Genomic DNA, 17,225 nt, shown 5'->3' on the forward strand with positions numbered 1-17,225 from the left:
TTAAATAGCTGATAAAATCATAGCTATCGCAAGCTGCCTCTTGAAAAGTCAACTTAACGCACTCATCTACCCGCTAACGTTATATAATGGTTGGGCTTAACGATTGGCTTGATTGGTGTTGTGGCACTTCTTCTATGTCTTTTTGACATTTTATGGTGTGAACAACCTTATTTAGCTATTGTTAGCCGCCATTGCTGTTTTCTAAGCTATCTATCTAAATTTCATTATCTGAGTACAAAAGACATCGCCTTATGACTATCTCTATTGCTTCATTGCACAGTACTGAATTCGCCGTTGGTCAACGTTATTTATCTGATACGGAGTCTGAGCTCGGCTTAGGTGTGGTCATCGATGTTGACGACCGATGTGTGCATATTTTATTTCCGCAAAGTGAAGAGACACGCGTCTACGCAAAAAACTCTGCGCCATTATCGCGCGTGGTGTTTAAGGTTGGCGATACTATTTATGACCAAGATGGCAAAAGCTATACGGTCAATGCTGTCGATGAAGTCATGGGTGTGCTCAAATATGGCGTCGATGAGCACGAGGGCGGCACTGCTTCTAAAGGAATAATGGAAACCCGCCTTGCGGCTAATATCACGTTGGCCAAGCCACTTGAGCGTTTGCTTGCTGGCCGTATTGAACGTGGTGATTGGTATGAGCTGCGTCAAGATATCCTGCGCATGCAGTCAGCGCTAGCAGGTCATCCACTAAAAGGTCTAATGGGTGCACGTGTCGATATCATCGAGCATCAGCTATATATCGCACATGAAGTCGGCAAACGTATCGCGCCGCGTGTACTACTGGCTGATGAAGTTGGCCTTGGTAAAACCATCGAAGCGGGCATGATTATTCATCAGCAGTTGCTAACGGGCAAAGCTGAGCGTGTATTGATTTTGGTGCCAGATAGTTTGCAGTACCAATGGATGATTGAGCTACGTCGTCGCTTTAATCTAAACTTTGCTTTGTTTGATTTGGTGCGTACTGCGGCTATTAAAGAACACGATCCTGAACAAAACGTCTTTGCCACTGAGCAATGTATCATTGGTGGTATGGATCTGTTGCTCGACCACCCAGACTTATACGACCAAGCGATGGATGCAGGGTTTGATTTATTAGTCGTTGATGAAGCGCATCATCTGCATTGGGATGAAGCACAGGGCGGCAATGATAAGTATGACTTGATTGCAGATTTCGCCGAAGAAACGCCGGGCGTGATGCTATTGACAGCAACGCCAGAGCAGCTTGGTGCGCAAAGTCACTTTGCCCGTTTGCGTCTGCTTGATCCAGATCGTTTTGATGATTTGGATGAGTTTATCGATGGTCAAGAAGCTTTTGCAGAGACAGCAGCAGTTGCTGGTGTCTTAATAGAAGAAAAGCCATTGAATGAAGGACAAATCGCTGCTTTGAGTAGTTTATTAGACATTAGTATTGAAGAGCTATCTTCAATCAATGAAGATGAAAAACTACGAACGCATGCACTAAATGAGCTGTTAGATCGTCATGGTACAGGTCGTATTTTGTTCCGTAATACTCGTGAGAGTGTCAAAGGATTCTATGGCCGTAGTAGTCAGCCATATCCATTGCCACTTCCTGAAGCATGGAAAGATAGCTATCAAACCAATGGCAAGTTGCGTGAGCAGCTATGGGGCGAAGAAAACCAACCAGACGGTGGCTGGCTAGAAGATGATCCACGTGTTTCTTGGTTGATTGATATTTTGCGCGGTGAGCTTAAGCATCAAAAAGTCCTATTAATCGCTCGTAGTGGTGCGACGGTAGAGAGTTTAGAGGCGGTATTGCGTCTGCATGCAGGCATTAAGACAGCTATCTTTACTGAGCAGATGACTTTGCTTGAGCGTGACCAAGCAGCTGCATTCTTTGCAGATAGTGAAGGCGCACAGATACTACTGTGTTCGGAGATTGGTTCAGAAGGTCGTAACTTCCAGTTTGCAAGCCAGTTGATACTATGGGATCTACCTGCTAATCCAGATACGTTAGAGCAGCGTATTGGCCGTCTAGATCGTATCGGTCAGACGCAGCAAATCATGCTACATGTGCCTTATGTGCAAGGTACAGCGCAAGAGCGTCTGTATCAGTGGTATAACGATGCGCTGAACATGTTCAATCAGATATCGCCTACGGCACAAAGCGTACAAGAGCAATATATCCAAGAGCTCAAGCCAATGCTTGAGGGTGCTGATACCGCTGAAAACAATGTCATCTTGCAAGACATTATTGACGAGGCGCTACAGACACGTTTGGGACTAGAAGCACAGCTACAAGCTGGTCGTGATCGCCTGTTAGAGTACAACTCATGCCGTCCGCGTGTCGCAGGTCGTATCGCCGATGCTATGCGTGACTTTGATGGTAATAATCTATTACCGCACTTCATTGAGCGTTTCTTTGCCTCTGCCAATATCGATCATAACATCCAGCGTGATGGCTCGTGGGTCATCGCGCCTATCGACAGCACTGAGATTAGTGACTATATCGACGGGTTGCCGCTTGGCGATGAAGATGGCATGACCTTGACCTTCGAGCGTGAGCAAGCGCTGCAGCGTGAAGATATCGACTTTATCACGCATGAGCATCCATTGATGCGCGCCATCTACGAGCTGGCGAGCACCAGCACCTTTGGTAATACCACTGTGGCTATGCTCAAAAGTGCCGCTGTACCGCAAGGCATGGTACTGCTAGAGGTGAACTTCCGTGTTGAAGCCATCGCACCAAAGCTGCTTAACTTGCCCGCTACATTGACCACACAAAACATCCGCGTATTCATCAGTGAGCAGGGCAGTGACTTATCTGCTCGTATCAGTGCTGATATGATCATGCCGCACGTTGAGCGATTGGATAAAAATCGTGCCCGCCAAGTTATCAAGGTACGCAGCGATGTTATTGAGCAGCGTTACTATGAAGCTGAAGATATCGCACGCGCGCAAATCGCTGAGATTGGTGAGCAAGCAAGTAGCCGCTTTAGTCAGCAATGGTCGCGCGAGATCAAACGTCTCAAGCATCTGCAAACTATCAATCCAAACGTACGTCCTGAAGAGATTGAGCGTTTAGAGCAGCTTAAAGCTCAAGGTGAGCAAGCACTTGGTAACTTGTCATTAGTGCCGGACTCTATTCGTGTACTCGTAGCAGTTAAGCCATAAACATCGACGTATTTGTCAAAAACGAGGTGTTGTTATACATCTCGTTTTTTTATGGTTGAGATTACTTGCTTTGCTCTTTAGTTGCGATTTGTCTGACAAAAACTGATAAGCAATACTTATGAGTAAGCCGACAGTCACTAGTCAAAGCCACCAATATTGGGTAAGATGTTTACCTTTTCTATAGAAAATAAATATTCGGTGATAACATCGCTAACGATGTCTGTATGTTTATTTTAAGGTCTCCTTCGACAGATCTTAACCAGTGATCTCGCATTATTTTACATTCAAATATGATGGCTATATGGCATCAATATCATCAGATGCTGAGCGTTTTTGATAAAAATAAGGAAACATATCGTCATGTCCGATAATCTACAACTGATTGATGAGCTGCTGGCTACTATCGCGCTTATTGAAGTTACCCCTGATGTATTTGAGGGTAAAAGCCATGACTATGTGGGCAGTCGTATATTTGGTGGGCAAGTGCTCGCTCAAGCGATTATGGCAGCGGCTCATACATTAGATAAAGACAAACCTTGTCACTCACTGCATGGATATTTTTTGCGTGGTGGTGATATTAACCAACCGGTGATATACCAAGTCCGTCGATTGCGTGATGGTCGTAGCTTGTCTGCACGTGAAGTCACCGCTATTCAGTACAAAGAAGTACGTGGTAAGCCGCCTGTTGAGCAAGTAATATTTTCAATGATTGCCTCGTTCTCTCCGATGGAAGATGGGCTTGAGTATCAAGAAGACATGCCTGTCTATCCACCGCCAGAAGACTTGCTAACAGAACAAGATTTAAAAGAAGAGAATGTCGGAAAAGTGCCAGAAGCGCTAAAAGCAAGATTTATGCGCCGCCGTCATGTCGAGATTAAGCCAGTAAAGCCGCGTAATCCGATTAGCCCAGAACCAATGAAGCCTAAACAAGCAAACTGGCTACGCATTCGTGAATTGGGCAATCAGCCAGTGGCTATTCAGCAGGCACTATTGGCATTTTCGTCAGACTTTTATTTGGTTGGCACAGGGCTAATGTCACATGGTGTTAGCTTTATGACCAGTGGCCTGCAAGCTGCCAGTATCGATCACTCAATGCATTTCCATCGTGATTTTGATTTGAATAAATGGATGCTGTACGACATGTGGAGTGATACCACGTCTAATGCAAAAGGATTGAATCATGGCCAGTTTTGGCAAGATGGCAAACTGGTCGCTACCGTTCAACAGGAAGGCCTCATGCGTTTACGTGTGCCAAAGTCTTAGAGTACTGTAGGCTCAGCTGCCTTTATATTGTCATCATAAAAAAGCGACTCGTTATTAATAATGAGTTGCTTTTTTTATTCCAATTTCTTACTCTAAGATCTTAACCATCGCGCGAGGTAGCCCTAGGCTGTCTTGCGCTTTTTGTTCGGTTAACCACTTAAAGTCGATTTCAGCCGCTGCTAATTTCTGATTTAGCTCAGTTACCAGAGTCGCGTCAATCGTCAATTTACGCGGGGTCAAATACCAGTGAAAATGCGTCAGCGAATGCTTAATAGGGGAGTCATCAAGCAAAGTATTGCTAACTGATTTTGTGACCAGTTCATTTTTTATGAGCCATTCATTAATGATTTGCTCAGCAGTGGTAAACTCTGCTTCGTATACTTTTTCATGACTACGGACATCGTTTACTGTGTTTGATGGCTTATCATCGCTAGCTAGCGTCTTTTTAACAGTAGCCTTAGTGTTCGCTTTACCGTCAATTTTTTCCACAAACTGTAATGGCAAACTCCATAATCCACCCCAGATACCGTTGTCAGGGCGTTGTAGCCACAATATCTCACTGTCTGCACTTTCGATTAGCAATGCATCACTGAATTTACTAGGTTTGGGCTGCTTTTTTGCTTTGACGGGATAATCAGTCTCGCGCCCTTGCGCATGGGCTAGGCAGTCTTCTTTCAATGGACATAACAGACAGGCAGGCTTGCTACGGGTACATAATGTTGCGCCCATATCCATCATGGCTTGCGCAAACAATCCTGAGTTCTCTGTCGGTGTTAGGCGTTCTGCCAATGCCCATAAATCTTTGGTGGTAGCAGATTTGGTGATATCGCCGTCAATTGCCGCCCAACGTGTCAGCACTCGTTTGACGTTACCATCACAGATGACGCCATAGTGGTGCAATCCCATCGCCATAATCGCGCCAGCAGTCGATGGCCCAACGCCCGAAATCGCTTCCCATCCTGCTAGTGTCTGCGGAAACTCGCCCGTTTTATCGATGACCTCAACCAACTGCTTAGCACCTTTATGCAAATTACGTGCGCGTGCATAATAGCCAAGTCCTGCCCAATGCTCGGCAACCAAATCCCATTCTGCTGTGGCCAAATCCTGCACGGTCGGAAACGACGCCATAAAGCGTGCAAAGTAGGGCAGTACTGTGGTCACTTGTGTTTGCTGAAGCATGACTTCGGATAGCCAAACGATATAAGGGTTGGGCATATCGGTCTGGTGTTGTTGCCAAGGTAAGTCGTGGCGACCATTTTCGGCAAACCAATCAAGTAGGCGCGGGGCAAAGGAGTTTAGGGAAGTAGGTGACTGAGAAAATTGAGTAGGCAAGAGTATTCCTTGTAAGTTGAACAGGGATATATAGGATTTGGAGTTGGCAGGAAAAAAGGTAAATAGATAAAACTATTTACCAATATATGAGGCTTAATTGTTTATAAATAAAGGGGATAGATAGTATCACTATAGAGAAGTAAGAGTTTATCGATAAACACTGTCTAAAGTCTCACCCGATTTATTTTTCCACTCAATCCATCCGTTGGTCGAACGTCCTGATACTAGAGCACTGGCTCCACTGGGTGTTTTAAATAAATGGTTTTCAGTGAGTTTATAGCTTTTATCGTTTACGGCTACGAGTTTGCCGCTACTGAGCAGACTCTCTTTTAATTTAGTCACGAATGGCGGAGCTGATGAAGTTTGTGTTTGCCGTATTAGAGAACCTGCTAATATTACAAAGCCATCGTCGTCATAGTATCCTTTAGCATCACCATCTTTTATCTTGTAGTAAAACAGAGCTGGAATAGGTTTCGTTGGAGCTTCATCGATTATTTGAGCAACTTTAGCAATGGTGGAATTAGTCGTTTTGTTTTCGTAAGTCTTGTTGGTATGAAGGCTATCATGAATAGCCAAGGATTCGAAAATAGGCTGTCCCAAGGTGGATAGTAAAACGTCAAGGGTGTGGAATAATTCCTCGCAATCAGCCTTTAATGGGTCAGGTGTATGCGGTTTATTACCATTATTTCCATTTTTTAGTTCGTAACGACCCACCTCAATGGCAGTTGCGATAGCTTTATGTTCCATATATAGCGCATGGGTTTGTGTCATAGAGTTATTGGTTGAGAGCATGACAAAAGCCCGTGTCCAGAAATCTTTGTCATCATGTTGATTAAGACGTCTTTTAAGATCGCCAGTTTGTCCAACATAGAGTAACGGCTTCTCTATACTATCGGTATCACCAATCAAAAAATACAAACCAACTTGATTGGCATCGGGCATCGCAAAAAAGTCGTCAATGTGGATACGTGGGATTTCAATCAATCTTACTGTGCGCGTAGTCATCTCTGCCAAACGCAACCCACGAGGGTTACCTTTTGGCAGATAAATTTGAATGGTTTTAGCTGATGGTATTAAAGGATTCATAGTAGCTTATATTATTGGATGTCTACTTCCGATTCTTCCGCGTTTTCAAACGACGTAAGCGCTTTTCTTCCTCTTTCGCCTTTTTCTTCTCTTCAGCAGCGAGTCGTTGTTCAGCGACGACGATTTCTTCCGCTTCAGTCATCGCTGGTGTTTCTAGCGTGATGCGACCAATCTTTGCGCTACGCAGCTCGTTAATCAGAATCTCAGACATACGGTACGTATCGACTTGATTGCCAGCGCGTACACAGCCGCGATTACGTCCAGCGACTTCAAAGAACTCCCAATCAGTCTTTGGCAGCTCTTCAATTTTATAGCGAGTTTTTAGCAGCTCAGGATAGGCTTGCATCAAGTACTCAGCGGTATAGCTGGCTACATCAGCGAAGTCAAAAGCAGTATCACGAATACCGCCTGTCGCTGCTAAACGATAACCAGAGTTTTCGTTTTCAACTTTTGGCCAGAGCATACCGGGCGTGTCATAGAGCATGATGTCATCGTCGAGCTTAATTAGCTGCTGCGATTTGGTCACGGCTGGCTCATCGCCTGTCTTCGCCACAGCGCGTCCTGCTAGCGTATTGATCAGCGTTGATTTACCAACGTTTGGAATACCCATAATCATCGCTTTGATTTGGCGACCAGTCCTGACTTTATTGGGTACGAGATGCTTACAGATAGCGATAATACGTTTTACATCATTGGCTTTTTCAGTATCGCACGCAATGGCTTTGACCCCATCTTGCTGCTCGAGATAATCCATCCATGCTTGAGTCAACTCAGGATCGGCAAGGTCAGCTTTGTTCAGGATTTTGATAACAGGTTTTTCACCGCGTAGTGCTGCGACCATTGGGTTTTCACTACTATAAGGAATACGCGCATCGATGACCTCGATGACCAAATCCATCTGCGGCATGACTTCTTTGATTTCGTTACGGGCTTTGTTCATATGCCCAGGGAACCACTGAATACTTGCTCTCTTATCCATCTGCTTTCATAACCTTTTATAAAAAATGCTAAAAGTAAAACAATCAACGTTTACTTTCTAATGGTGTCCAGTTTACTACAGAACCACCTTGCTCACGGCACAATTTCACCCAACCAGCTTTGTCATTACGCCTGATTTTGGTTTTCTGTTTCCTTGTGTGCTGGTGGTAATGGGGCAAGGTAACCAATCAATAGTATTAAGCTGCCTGCACCAAGGAAGGATATCACTCGCCAAATTGCCTCAGTCTGTGACAAATCTACCAAGACCAGCTTGAGAACGACAATACCTAATAATCCAATACCCATAAACCAAAGCGCGCGCTGCCAATAGCGGCTGGCAAGGATAGTGGCGACCAAGGCTAAGAGCGTCCATAAAATTGTCAGTCCAGTTTGTACTTGCTCGCTTTGCCATGCGCCGCCTTGATAGTCATTCCAAAGTGGCGTACCAATAAAGGCGTGTAGCGTTCTGACCAACATGCTGGAAATTAACCAAAAACTGATTAGTCCCAATATAATTAGCAAATTCTCAGTGGTGAATACGCGCTTAGATTTGGCAGTAGCACTCGAATCGATAACGGTGTCATTGCGACGGCGTTGGCTGATGTAATACAGACTAAAGCCAACCGATAGCGTCAGCCAAGATGTGATGTCATATAGGTTGAACAATGGAAAATAAGACATTCCCCAAATCACACCATCATAAGACCAATTGGTAAGAACAACCCACAGTAAAGCAATGGGAGCAAAAATGGCAGCGCATCCTAATAGTGCCTGTTGCCAATTAAACCAATATAGCAGACCTTGTTTTGACGTTTTATTAGTTGATGTACTTTTTTTATTTTGACTAATATAACGATGATTGAACCATGACCCAGATAATATGAGAGCTGCTGAAAACAAGAAGGCCATCACGCCATCAGAGTCTGGCAGTCCATAATGTGCAGCGGCAGCAATCAGTAAGATACCTGTCCCTAGCCAGCTTGCAGCAGTATAGCGTGAGGCGTTTTTATTATCAGACCATGTTTTTAACCATAGTTGCCCCATGACTAACCAGCCAATTATTAACCCTATGAACACCAACCATTCCGCTGTTACCCAAGTCAAATTTCGCTCAAACTTTTGTGGCAGTTGCAGTATCAGCATAAAGTAAAATAGAGCTAACAATCCATGATTAAGCTGCCTAATTTCTGCCCATGGACGATAGCGATTGATAACCAAATAAGCGATCAAGCTCATAAGTACTGCTAGTGCAATTACCGTCGTGCTTGATTGCCAGATATCAAACCAATGATGCAAATCAAGCATCAGTACTTGTAGCATCCAAGCCATCGCGGTCAGTGTCAAAAATTTGATGAATCTAGGGCTGTGCCAAACGAATTTGAATACGCGGCTCTGACTATTGACAGAAGCTAGCCATTGCTGCGCCGCTTGCGTACTGACACCCAGCGCACGGGCATAGCTGGTCAATGTATCTGATGTACCGTCCAATGTTTGTGATTGTATTACTGAGGATCGAGATTGTATTACTGAGGATGTTGTAGCGCTTTTATTGTCAAGGTTATTACTACCGTCTAACGTATTAATCAGCGCGGCAGGGGAGTTGCTAGCGCGTAATATAAAGACGGTCGCTAGATAACTGAGCGCTGAAATACTAAAGGCTAAAACGGGATAGTCTTGGATAGAGAATATCGCTGTTGTCACTAGCATACCAATACTGACGAGCTGTAATAGCAAGCCGAATAACACCGACCATGATCGCAGCGAACGCCTGCCAAACCATACTAGCGCCAATCCTTGTACAGACCAACCAAAAGCAATCCATTCAGCATCTAGCGCCAACGGAATAACGAGCGCAAAAAATCCTAATCCTAACGCCAGCATACCTTCAGTGATTAAAGCATAGCGTCTACTGCGCTGGATGAACAACCAGCCCATCCCAAGATAAACCGTAGCCAAAATGGCACTGGTAATCGTGAGGGCGTTAGAGATGTCGTTTAGTAAGGCAGAAAATAAACCAAAAGCCAGTAGCGGTACTGAAAACAGTAAGCCCGTATCAATAGGGAATACATAGGCGCTGCCTACATGGGCTTTGTCCAAGTGTTTTGTATTATCTACATTATCAGCATGACTGAGGTCTTTTTCGTTTAGTGCATTATAGGTGATGATTTGCTGCGCATAACGAATGACGACAAATAAGTAAAGCAGCCAGTGTAAGGTTACTAATGCTACCAATGACCAGCGCTGCGTCTCAATGACGGCGCTTAGGTTTTCGCTGATACCCCAATAGTATGCCAAGCCAAATGTCACAGTCACACCGAATAGATTTAATATTTTCCACGGTCGATAGTGAGCAATGACAGCAATGGTGACGTTTAGCAGTAGATAATAGCTGAATAAGATGACCAAGCTGCCAGTATCTTCACTGGTCAAAATCGGTGCAAAAAATCCACCCGATAATGCCAACAATGCTAATGGGAAGGCGTTTTGACGTACGGCGAGAGCAATGGTAATGGCAGACAATAACCCAAGCCCGATAAAGCTTGGGATACTAGGAATGATTTCATAAACACTGTAAGCGAAAAAGGTGCTTAGATAGGCAATCGCTAAGCCTGCGCCCTGTAGCGTAATCCCATATGAAAAGCGTTTTGCAGTCAGCTTTAACCCAAGCGCTGCCAATGCTAACCCTGTAACGCCAACTGCTATCAACTTTGTGGCAATCGAAATCTCGATATATTCGCTTAATAAGCGAAGCAGGAGCACCACACCTACTAGCAGAACCAATACGCCGACTCGCACGACTAAATTGCCACCGAAAAACCAGTTTTTGATTGAATGAATCAGTGAGGTAACGATAGGTAGTGAGCGTTCATCTGGCTCAATCGGTGCGGTAGACGCCGTGTTTTTCGTATTTATCGAGGCGTTATCGTCTATAGATTTATCGTCATAGATACTTGATGCTGCATGTATGGTTGAGTTTGAAGCAACGGTAGGAAGCGGTGGTGGTGATACAGGCAGCTGATTATCTGGAGAAGAGTGTTGTGAGTCAAAAGCTATTTCTTCAGCATCATGGTCTTTAGCGTCACTGTCTTTAGGAGCATTGTCTTTAAGATCATGATCGTCAGTAGCAGTGTTGCGCGCATAATTGCTTCCATCGACGAAAGGTGCAGACGGAGGCGTCATACTACGATGTCTTTGCTGCTCAAGCTCAGCTTGCAGCGTCGTTACATCGCGGCGTAGATGCTCGATTTTTCGAGCTATCCTAGTATATAACGCGACCACTACGATCAATAAAATCGTAAAAGCCAGCCAGCCCAACTGGGTCACCATTAGATACAACATCTTCGTCACTCAATCCAGTTTATAGTAAAGTGATAATGACGTGATTTGATAAGAAGCACAAGACTACTCTGATTACTGGGCTAAAAGACAAATGCTAGAATGACACTCAAAATAAAAGGGTAGCTTAATAATTAAGCCACCCTTTTTAATAGTCTTTATACCAAATCGTTTTTTATGCTAAATTGGCTTTCATAAACTCAAGCATGTTTTCCCAGCTTTGCTTAGCAGCAGCTTCATTGTAGCCAAGATCTACTTCGTTTTTGGCTGCGCGCTCATCGGCATGCGGATTGGTAAAGCCATGTTTGGCATTGTCATAGACGTCGATAGTGTAATCAACATCGGCTGCATCTAGCTCTGATTTTAGACCTTCGATAGCATCCATTGATACCATTGAGTCATCACGGCCATGAGCGACCAACACTTTTGCTGCAAAGTTTTTGTCTGCTGGCTGCTTTGGCGTTGGGTTACCATGGAACGTAGCAACCGCTTTTAGCGGCATGCCTTCGCGAGCCATATCTAGTACAACTTTACCACCGAAGCAGTAACCGATTGCGCCTAGGTTATCACCATCGACTGATAACTGATCGCTGAAATCATTCAAAATTAAGCGGCAGCGTGCCATTAGCATGTCTTGATCGGCCAGTACTTGCTCCATCCACATGTTTGCCTGCGCTGCATCAGTAGTTAATTTGCCTTCACCGTAAACGTCCATAGCGACTGCTGCATAGCCCGCTTCTGCCAAACGCTCAACCACTGATTTTGGATGATCGACCACGCCCCACCATTCTGGTGCAACCAAGATACCTGCTGCTGGATTTTCATCTGAAGCGTTTTCTGGTAGTGCTACATAACTGATAAGTTCTACACCATTCTCGGTAGTACTGATTAATTCAAACGTCTTAATTGACATATTATTGTCCTTTTTTATGTTGTGAGTTTTAATTATTCGTCATTGTGATGGTTCGTTTTTCTAACTCGTACTACCTTAACGCCCATGTCTAGCAAAAACAGCTATAATACTGTAACGCTCTTTATCAAAATGCTACTGCGACTTTATGACTATAAATTTGTTAAACAAAAATAATGACCAATCAGACTTAAACTTAGGTCTCGATGTAGCGCCCACGCCTGCGCAATCGGTGAGTTTGTGCCCTGATAGTGCCGATGTCGATTCTAATGCTGATGCTGACTCTAAGTATGAGTCCGAGCCACTACGTCCGCAGTTTTGGTCGCGATTTGCGTTAACAGAACTAAACCATAGCGAGTGGGAAGCACTGTGCGATGGTTGCGGCAGTTGCTGCTTGATTAAGTACATCGATGAAGATGAAAGCGGCAATGTGGATGAGGAGCTGGTCGAATATACCGATGTCACCTGCCAGTTGATGGACTGCGCGACGGGGTATTGCAGTCACTATGCAACGCGTCAGGAGCACGTACCAGACTGTATTCAGCTGACTATGGACAACTTACCCAAGATGATGTGGCTACCATCGCACTGCGCTTATAAGCGTTTGTATAAAGGGCAGGGCTTACCAAGTTGGCATTTATTATTGACTGGGGATGCTGTGGTAACACAACAACAAATGCGAGCGGCCAACGTGGGCGTCGCCGGTCGCTGTGTCACGGAAATCGGTATGTCTGATGAAGAGATGGAAACGCGGGTGGTTAACTGGGTTAACCCTTAGTCTACAGTTAGTTAGATGCCTGAGCAGTAGATTTGGCTTTTGCTTCCGCACTGGCTTGCGAGTTAGCCAATGCTGGTATCGGAATATCTTGACGAATCTGCTGTGAGAATTTATGGCTGTTTTTATCTCTATCGATATCAGACTGTGAGTTAACTTGATTATCAAAGCCTTTTGCTTTCGGGTTAATATGGGTACGCTCATACCACGTATTCATTGACCAAGGCTGGTTGTTCTTTTCTGGCGCCGCATCCAACATGCCTACATCATATAGATAGTTCGGTAACCAACCAGACACCCAAATCCGATAATCCCATGGCAAACGATCGCCACTAACGATACGCGCCATATAAAAGATAATATTGGTACAGTTGCTAATCAATGTATTGTACCAAGCAGGTTTAGCGTTCAAATCATCAGCCGCAGTCAGATAAGATTCAAATAGCGACCTCACTTCATGCTGTTGCAAATTGCTAATAGGAAACAGATAAACCTGCTCGCCGCGCGCATTGCTACGGGTATAGATAATGTCGCGTTCTTCTGCGGCAATCAGGCTCAGCTCATAACGTCGAAAAAAACCAGCAAGCGCTGAAAAAGACTCGCCATCTTCTTTACGAATCTCAAATGAAAAGGCAAGTGGTCTATCATCTTCGAATCGAAAGCTAACTAAGGTATGAGCGATTAGCGGTCCCATCCAATAAGAGTTGGTTACATCAACGCCCGAGAGTTTAGACAAATCAATCGTACGGGTATCCCAGTGTTCAATGGCATCCTCTTCAGTTTGCCAATCAAAGTTACGAACATTGGTTAAGGTAATCAAGTCAGGGTTAGTCGCATCGCGCTCATAGGAGACTCGCTGGTCGACCTCAGCCATCCATTCTCGATCTTGTTTCGGTTCGATAGAAAAAAACCAACCTAGACCCACGAGCCAAACAGCGCCATATATACCGATAAGTAGTTTGGTTGCTGTGCCTTGATTAATTGATTTTCTACTAGATAGTGAGTCACTGTGCAATACTCTTGTGACGACATTCCAATAACGTGTACTTAGCAGCGCAGCTAATATGCCTACAATTGCTATTGTCGCAAGCCAAGTTAATACTGAGCTGACGCCGTATTGATACCAAATCGCGAGTAATAACCATAGCGCTGATAACAATAACGTAACGGCAATTAAAAAAGTCACAAGACGCTGGCGCCATGTAGGCTTTGGCTGATTGCTATCTGATGGGCTGTTTTTTGATGTTTCGCGTTTTAAGTCCAGACTCTCTAAACCACGGCTCTCTAAGCCACGACTGTCTGACAGTCGACTACGCGTATGCGACGAGAGTAAGCGAGAAAAGAAGGAACGTAGCGACATAGGGTTTGCTTTGATAAATAAAGGCTTTGACCATAGCAAAGTTTATAACACGCTGACAATACAATTTGAGTGAATTTGTCGTTGAATGTCGGTGAGCCTTGCGATAAAGTGAAGCTAATTTGTACTAGCTAGTTTGTTATTCATGCAGTAATTAATAACAAACCAGCTGTTTTATTTGCTACTTTTATCCCCATCTAGGCTCTACTTATTTTTTTATTGAATACTATTCTAATTTTTATTAACTAAAGAGGTTAAATCACACCATCATGTCTGACGACACTCCCAGCCCGAGTAGTTGGTCGATGCGCGGCTTAAAACGCTGGCTATCGACCGCCCCCGAAACCCGTGATGAATTGATTCGTCTGGTACAAGACTCGCGCCAGTTTTTAGAGCCTGATACGGTCGATATGCTAGAAGGCGTGCTAGATTTGCCTGCGACCCAAGTCCGCGAAATCATGACGCCGCGTCCGCAAGTGATTGGCTTGCACGAGAGCACCAGTCTTGCCGAAGTGATGGACATCATTCTTGAGACCACTCACTCGCGCTATCCTGTTTTTGACAGTCAAGATGATGATGCCGTCATCGGTATCTTGTTGGCAAAAGACTTGATTCCGATTCTGGTACATATGGTTCGCAACCAAGAAGACAAAATTGACAGTAAGCGTCTCAGAGACTTGGTGCGCCAGCCGTTATATATCAGTGAAACGGCTCGTTCTGATACCTTGCTACGCTCATTGCAGCGCACCCAAGTACATATGGCGATTGTCGTTGATGAGTTTGGTAACTTCGGTGGTGTGGTCACCATGGAAGATTTGTTGGAAGAAATCGTTGGCGACATCGTCGATGAGCATGATGACTTTGATGAAGACAGCGACATCAATAACATTGTCCCTGATCCAGAAAAACCAAATACATGGCGTGTTCAAGCGTCTACAGTAATCGAAGACTGTAATGATGAGCTGGGTAGTCGTTTTGACGATACCGATGTCGATACGATGGGCGGTCTGGTCATGCAAGCACTTGGCTTCGTTGGTGATTTAGAGGGCGAGAGCGTCGTGATAGATGATTGGAAGATTACTATTACCGATGTCGAAGGGCGATTTATCCAAAATTTAGAGTTGACCAAAACCAATGCCGAGCAACAGATATTAATAGGCAGCCACTAGCTTGCTTATAGTGTCACGATAATTGGTCAATGAATAAAACTTGTCAGCAAATTCCATAAAAAACACGATGAAAAATCGTGTTTTTTGCTTTCTGCCTTTTGAACTTTAGAATGAGGTTTTAGCTACGCAAATTTACCCACTTGTAGGTTTTGACTGGTATCATGGGTGGGTTTTATTTGTGGCCCTGCATAAAGCATTGTGCAGTCAGGTTTTGCGTGAGTGTTATCTCATCGCTTAGCTGAGAAATTTTAGAAAATATGGTTTTGGATAACTGCTATGCGTCTGTCTACTGTTGATTTACAAAAACGTCTGAATCCCGATAAGCCAAAAGGTTTACACATGGGCTTGACGGTACTAATAGCTTGGCTGGCAGGGGCAGCTTTCATACTCGCGCTCGCGCCTTATGGTATTTGGCCAGTTGCCTTGGTATCACCTGCCATCTTATATGCGTTATTGGTACCAGCGATGACAGGTCGCCGCGCCTTTCTAATTGGTCAAGCCTACGGTACGGGACTGTGGTGTGTTGGCGCGTTTTGGCTATATACCTCGATACACGTTTATGGCGATACGCCTGCATGGCTTGCGCTGATTATGATTGCGCTCATGGGTCTAGGCATGGGACTGTTCCATGGCTTTTTGGCGCTAATTTTTAATCGTGTGGTCGGCAAGCAGCCTTTATCTTTTGCCGCCCTGTGGATACTCCAAGAGTGGATGAAAACTTGGTTGTTTACTGGTTTTCCTTGGCTATTCGTCGGTTATGCGTTTACTGAGCAGTATTGGCTGTCGTCGCTCGCGCCTGTGGCTGGTGTCTTTGCGGTTTCTTTCGTAGCGGTATTATTAGCTGCCAGTATCATTGAGTTATTGCGTCGCCGCGGTGGCTATATGATTCCATCGATAGCATTGCTTATCATTAGTAGCACGCTATGGTTGATCAATCCGCAGTGGACCAAACCAAAAGGAACCCCTGATCTATCGGTATCTTTGATTCAGGGTAATATCCCGCAAGATCTAAAATGGCTCACCGAATATCAGATTGAAACGTTAAAAATCTATGCAACGTTGACCCGAGATGAATGGGGACGTGACATCGTGCTGTGGCCTGAATCGTCGATTCCTATGTTTCAGACAGAAGCTGTTGGTTTTATCAGTGAAATGGTCGCGATGGCCAAAGAGACTGACACGACATGGGTGACTGGTATTCCTTATAAGGATGAAGCAGCGTTTGATGCCAGTACAGATAAATATCCGCCGTTCTATAATAGCGTGGTAGCGCTAGGGGCACAGGCAGAGGGGCTGTATAAAAAGCAACGTCTGGTGCCATTTGGGGAATATATTCCATTCCAAGGCGTGCTTGATATTCTGCCAAATCTAGCAGGTAGCCAAGACATTATGAGCTATAGTCGCGGCAGTGATCAGCAGTCACCGCTACGTGTGCGAGGGCACAATCTAGGTGCAGCCATCTGTTATGAAGTGGCGTATCCAGATACCACGCGCAAAAACGCCATTGGCACGGACTTCTTATTGACCATCTCAAACGATGCTTGGTTCGGTACGTCGGCAGGCCCATTACAGCATTTACAGATGGTACAGATGCGAGCATTAGAGAACGGCCGCTGGTTTATGCGTGCGACCAATACAGGTGTGACAGCTATCATTGACCACAAAGGTCGTATCGTAGAGCGTGCACCGCAGTTTGAGCGTACTGTATTGCGCGGTGATATTCAGGCACGAGTTGGCAACACGCCATTTATGCGCTTTGGTCAATATCCTATTTTGTTTATCATGGCACTGTTGCTGATACTCAGCTATTTGGGTAAACGTCCGAAGAATCCAGTACGTTCGGTTAAGTAGTATTGTTAAGTAA

The 17,225-nt window shown here is 44.8% G+C and carries 11 protein-coding genes; 5 read left to right on the forward strand and 6 right to left on the reverse strand.

Annotated features, from left to right (window positions below):
* Positions 1–251: 251 nt before the first annotated feature.
* Together rapA and FQV37_RS07805 are read left to right on the forward strand one after the other, a co-directional pair.
* Positions 252–3,155 (forward strand): RNA polymerase-associated protein RapA, encoded by a 2,904-nt coding sequence (gene rapA, locus FQV37_RS07800; protein WP_205962070.1) that lies wholly within the window; start codon positions 252–254, stop codon positions 3,153–3,155.
* 360 nt (positions 3,156–3,515) lie between these two features.
* Entirely contained in the window at positions 3,516–4,418 is a 903-nt protein-coding gene (locus tag FQV37_RS07805; RefSeq protein WP_057761915.1) for an acyl-CoA thioesterase, read from the forward strand.
* Between the two features lie 87 nt (positions 4,419–4,505).
* Here the strand turns inward: FQV37_RS07805 and mutY are convergent, their stop codons facing one another.
* The 5 genes from mutY to FQV37_RS07830 all read right to left on the reverse strand — a co-directional run bounded on the left by mutY (position 4,506) and on the right by FQV37_RS07830 (position 12,063).
* Entirely contained in the window at positions 4,506–5,750 is a 1,245-nt protein-coding gene (gene mutY, locus FQV37_RS07810) for an A/G-specific adenine glycosylase (RefSeq protein WP_160022139.1), read from the reverse strand.
* A gap of 147 nt (positions 5,751–5,897) precedes the next feature.
* Positions 5,898–6,836, reverse strand: coding sequence for a GIY-YIG nuclease family protein (locus tag FQV37_RS07815; RefSeq protein WP_160022141.1), 939 nt, complete (start codon positions 6,834–6,836; stop codon positions 5,898–5,900).
* Positions 6,837–6,858: 22 nt separating this feature from the next.
* Entirely contained in the window at positions 6,859–7,815 is a 957-nt protein-coding gene (gene ylqF, locus FQV37_RS07820; RefSeq protein ID WP_160022143.1) for a ribosome biogenesis GTPase YlqF, read from the reverse strand.
* A 125-nt stretch (positions 7,816–7,940) separates the two neighbouring features.
* Positions 7,941–11,153, reverse strand: coding sequence for a DUF2339 domain-containing protein (locus FQV37_RS07825; RefSeq protein WP_160022145.1), 3,213 nt, complete (start codon positions 11,151–11,153; stop codon positions 7,941–7,943).
* Positions 11,154–11,325: 172 nt separating this feature from the next.
* Positions 11,326–12,063 carry a dienelactone hydrolase family protein gene (locus FQV37_RS07830; protein WP_102078159.1) on the reverse strand — a complete coding sequence of 246 codons (738 nt, stop codon included), beginning with the start codon at positions 12,061–12,063 and terminating at the stop codon, positions 11,326–11,328.
* Positions 12,064–12,298: 235 nt separating this feature from the next.
* Here FQV37_RS07830 and FQV37_RS07835 point away from each other — a divergent pair, with 235 nt between their 5' ends.
* On the forward strand, positions 12,299–12,838 hold the full coding sequence (locus tag FQV37_RS07835) for a YcgN family cysteine cluster protein (protein WP_224738023.1): 540 nt from the start codon (positions 12,299–12,301) through the stop codon (positions 12,836–12,838).
* 7 nt (positions 12,839–12,845) lie between these two features.
* On the opposite strand, the gene FQV37_RS07840 is transcribed toward FQV37_RS07835, so the two are convergent.
* Entirely contained in the window at positions 12,846–14,195 is a 1,350-nt protein-coding gene (locus FQV37_RS07840; RefSeq protein WP_160022149.1) for an Lnb N-terminal periplasmic domain-containing protein, read from the reverse strand.
* A 266-nt stretch (positions 14,196–14,461) separates the two neighbouring features.
* Here FQV37_RS07840 and FQV37_RS07845 point away from each other — a divergent pair, with 266 nt between their 5' ends.
* Entirely contained in the window at positions 14,462–15,361 is a 900-nt protein-coding gene (locus tag FQV37_RS07845; protein WP_057761902.1) for a CBS domain-containing protein, read from the forward strand.
* 276 nt (positions 15,362–15,637) lie between these two features.
* A complete protein-coding gene (gene lnt, locus FQV37_RS07850) occupies positions 15,638–17,212 on the forward strand; it encodes an apolipoprotein N-acyltransferase (RefSeq protein WP_160022151.1) in 1,575 nt (524 codons plus the stop codon).
* The last annotated feature ends 13 nt before the right edge of the window (positions 17,213–17,225 follow it).

Source organism: Psychrobacter nivimaris (assembly GCF_009812035.1).
Taxonomy (GTDB): domain Bacteria; phylum Pseudomonadota; class Gammaproteobacteria; order Pseudomonadales; family Moraxellaceae; genus Psychrobacter; species Psychrobacter nivimaris.

What these genes read in the sequence shown, in the direction of transcription:
- rapA (WP_205962070.1), top strand. Translation starts at nt 252, where the DNA reads ATGACTATCTCTATTGCTTCATTGCACAGTACTGAATTCGCCGTTGGT.
- FQV37_RS07805 (WP_057761915.1), top strand. Translation starts at nt 3,516, where the DNA reads ATGTCCGATAATCTACAACTGATTGATGAGCTGCTGGCTACTATCGCG.
- FQV37_RS07815 (WP_160022141.1), bottom strand. Translation starts at nt 6,836, where the DNA reads ATGAATCCTTTAATACCATCAGCTAAAACCATTCAAATTTATCTGCCA.
- ylqF (WP_160022143.1), bottom strand. Translation starts at nt 7,815, where the DNA reads ATGGATAAGAGAGCAAGTATTCAGTGGTTCCCTGGGCATATGAACAAA.
- FQV37_RS07825 (WP_160022145.1), bottom strand. Translation starts at nt 11,153, where the DNA reads ATGTTGTATCTAATGGTGACCCAGTTGGGCTGGCTGGCTTTTACGATT.
- FQV37_RS07830 (WP_102078159.1), bottom strand. Translation starts at nt 12,063, where the DNA reads ATGTCAATTAAGACGTTTGAATTAATCAGTACTACCGAGAATGGTGTA.
- FQV37_RS07840 (WP_160022149.1), bottom strand. Translation starts at nt 14,195, where the DNA reads ATGTCGCTACGTTCCTTCTTTTCTCGCTTACTCTCGTCGCATACGCGT.
- FQV37_RS07845 (WP_057761902.1), top strand. Translation starts at nt 14,462, where the DNA reads ATGTCTGACGACACTCCCAGCCCGAGTAGTTGGTCGATGCGCGGCTTA.
- lnt (WP_160022151.1), top strand. Translation starts at nt 15,638, where the DNA reads ATGCGTCTGTCTACTGTTGATTTACAAAAACGTCTGAATCCCGATAAG.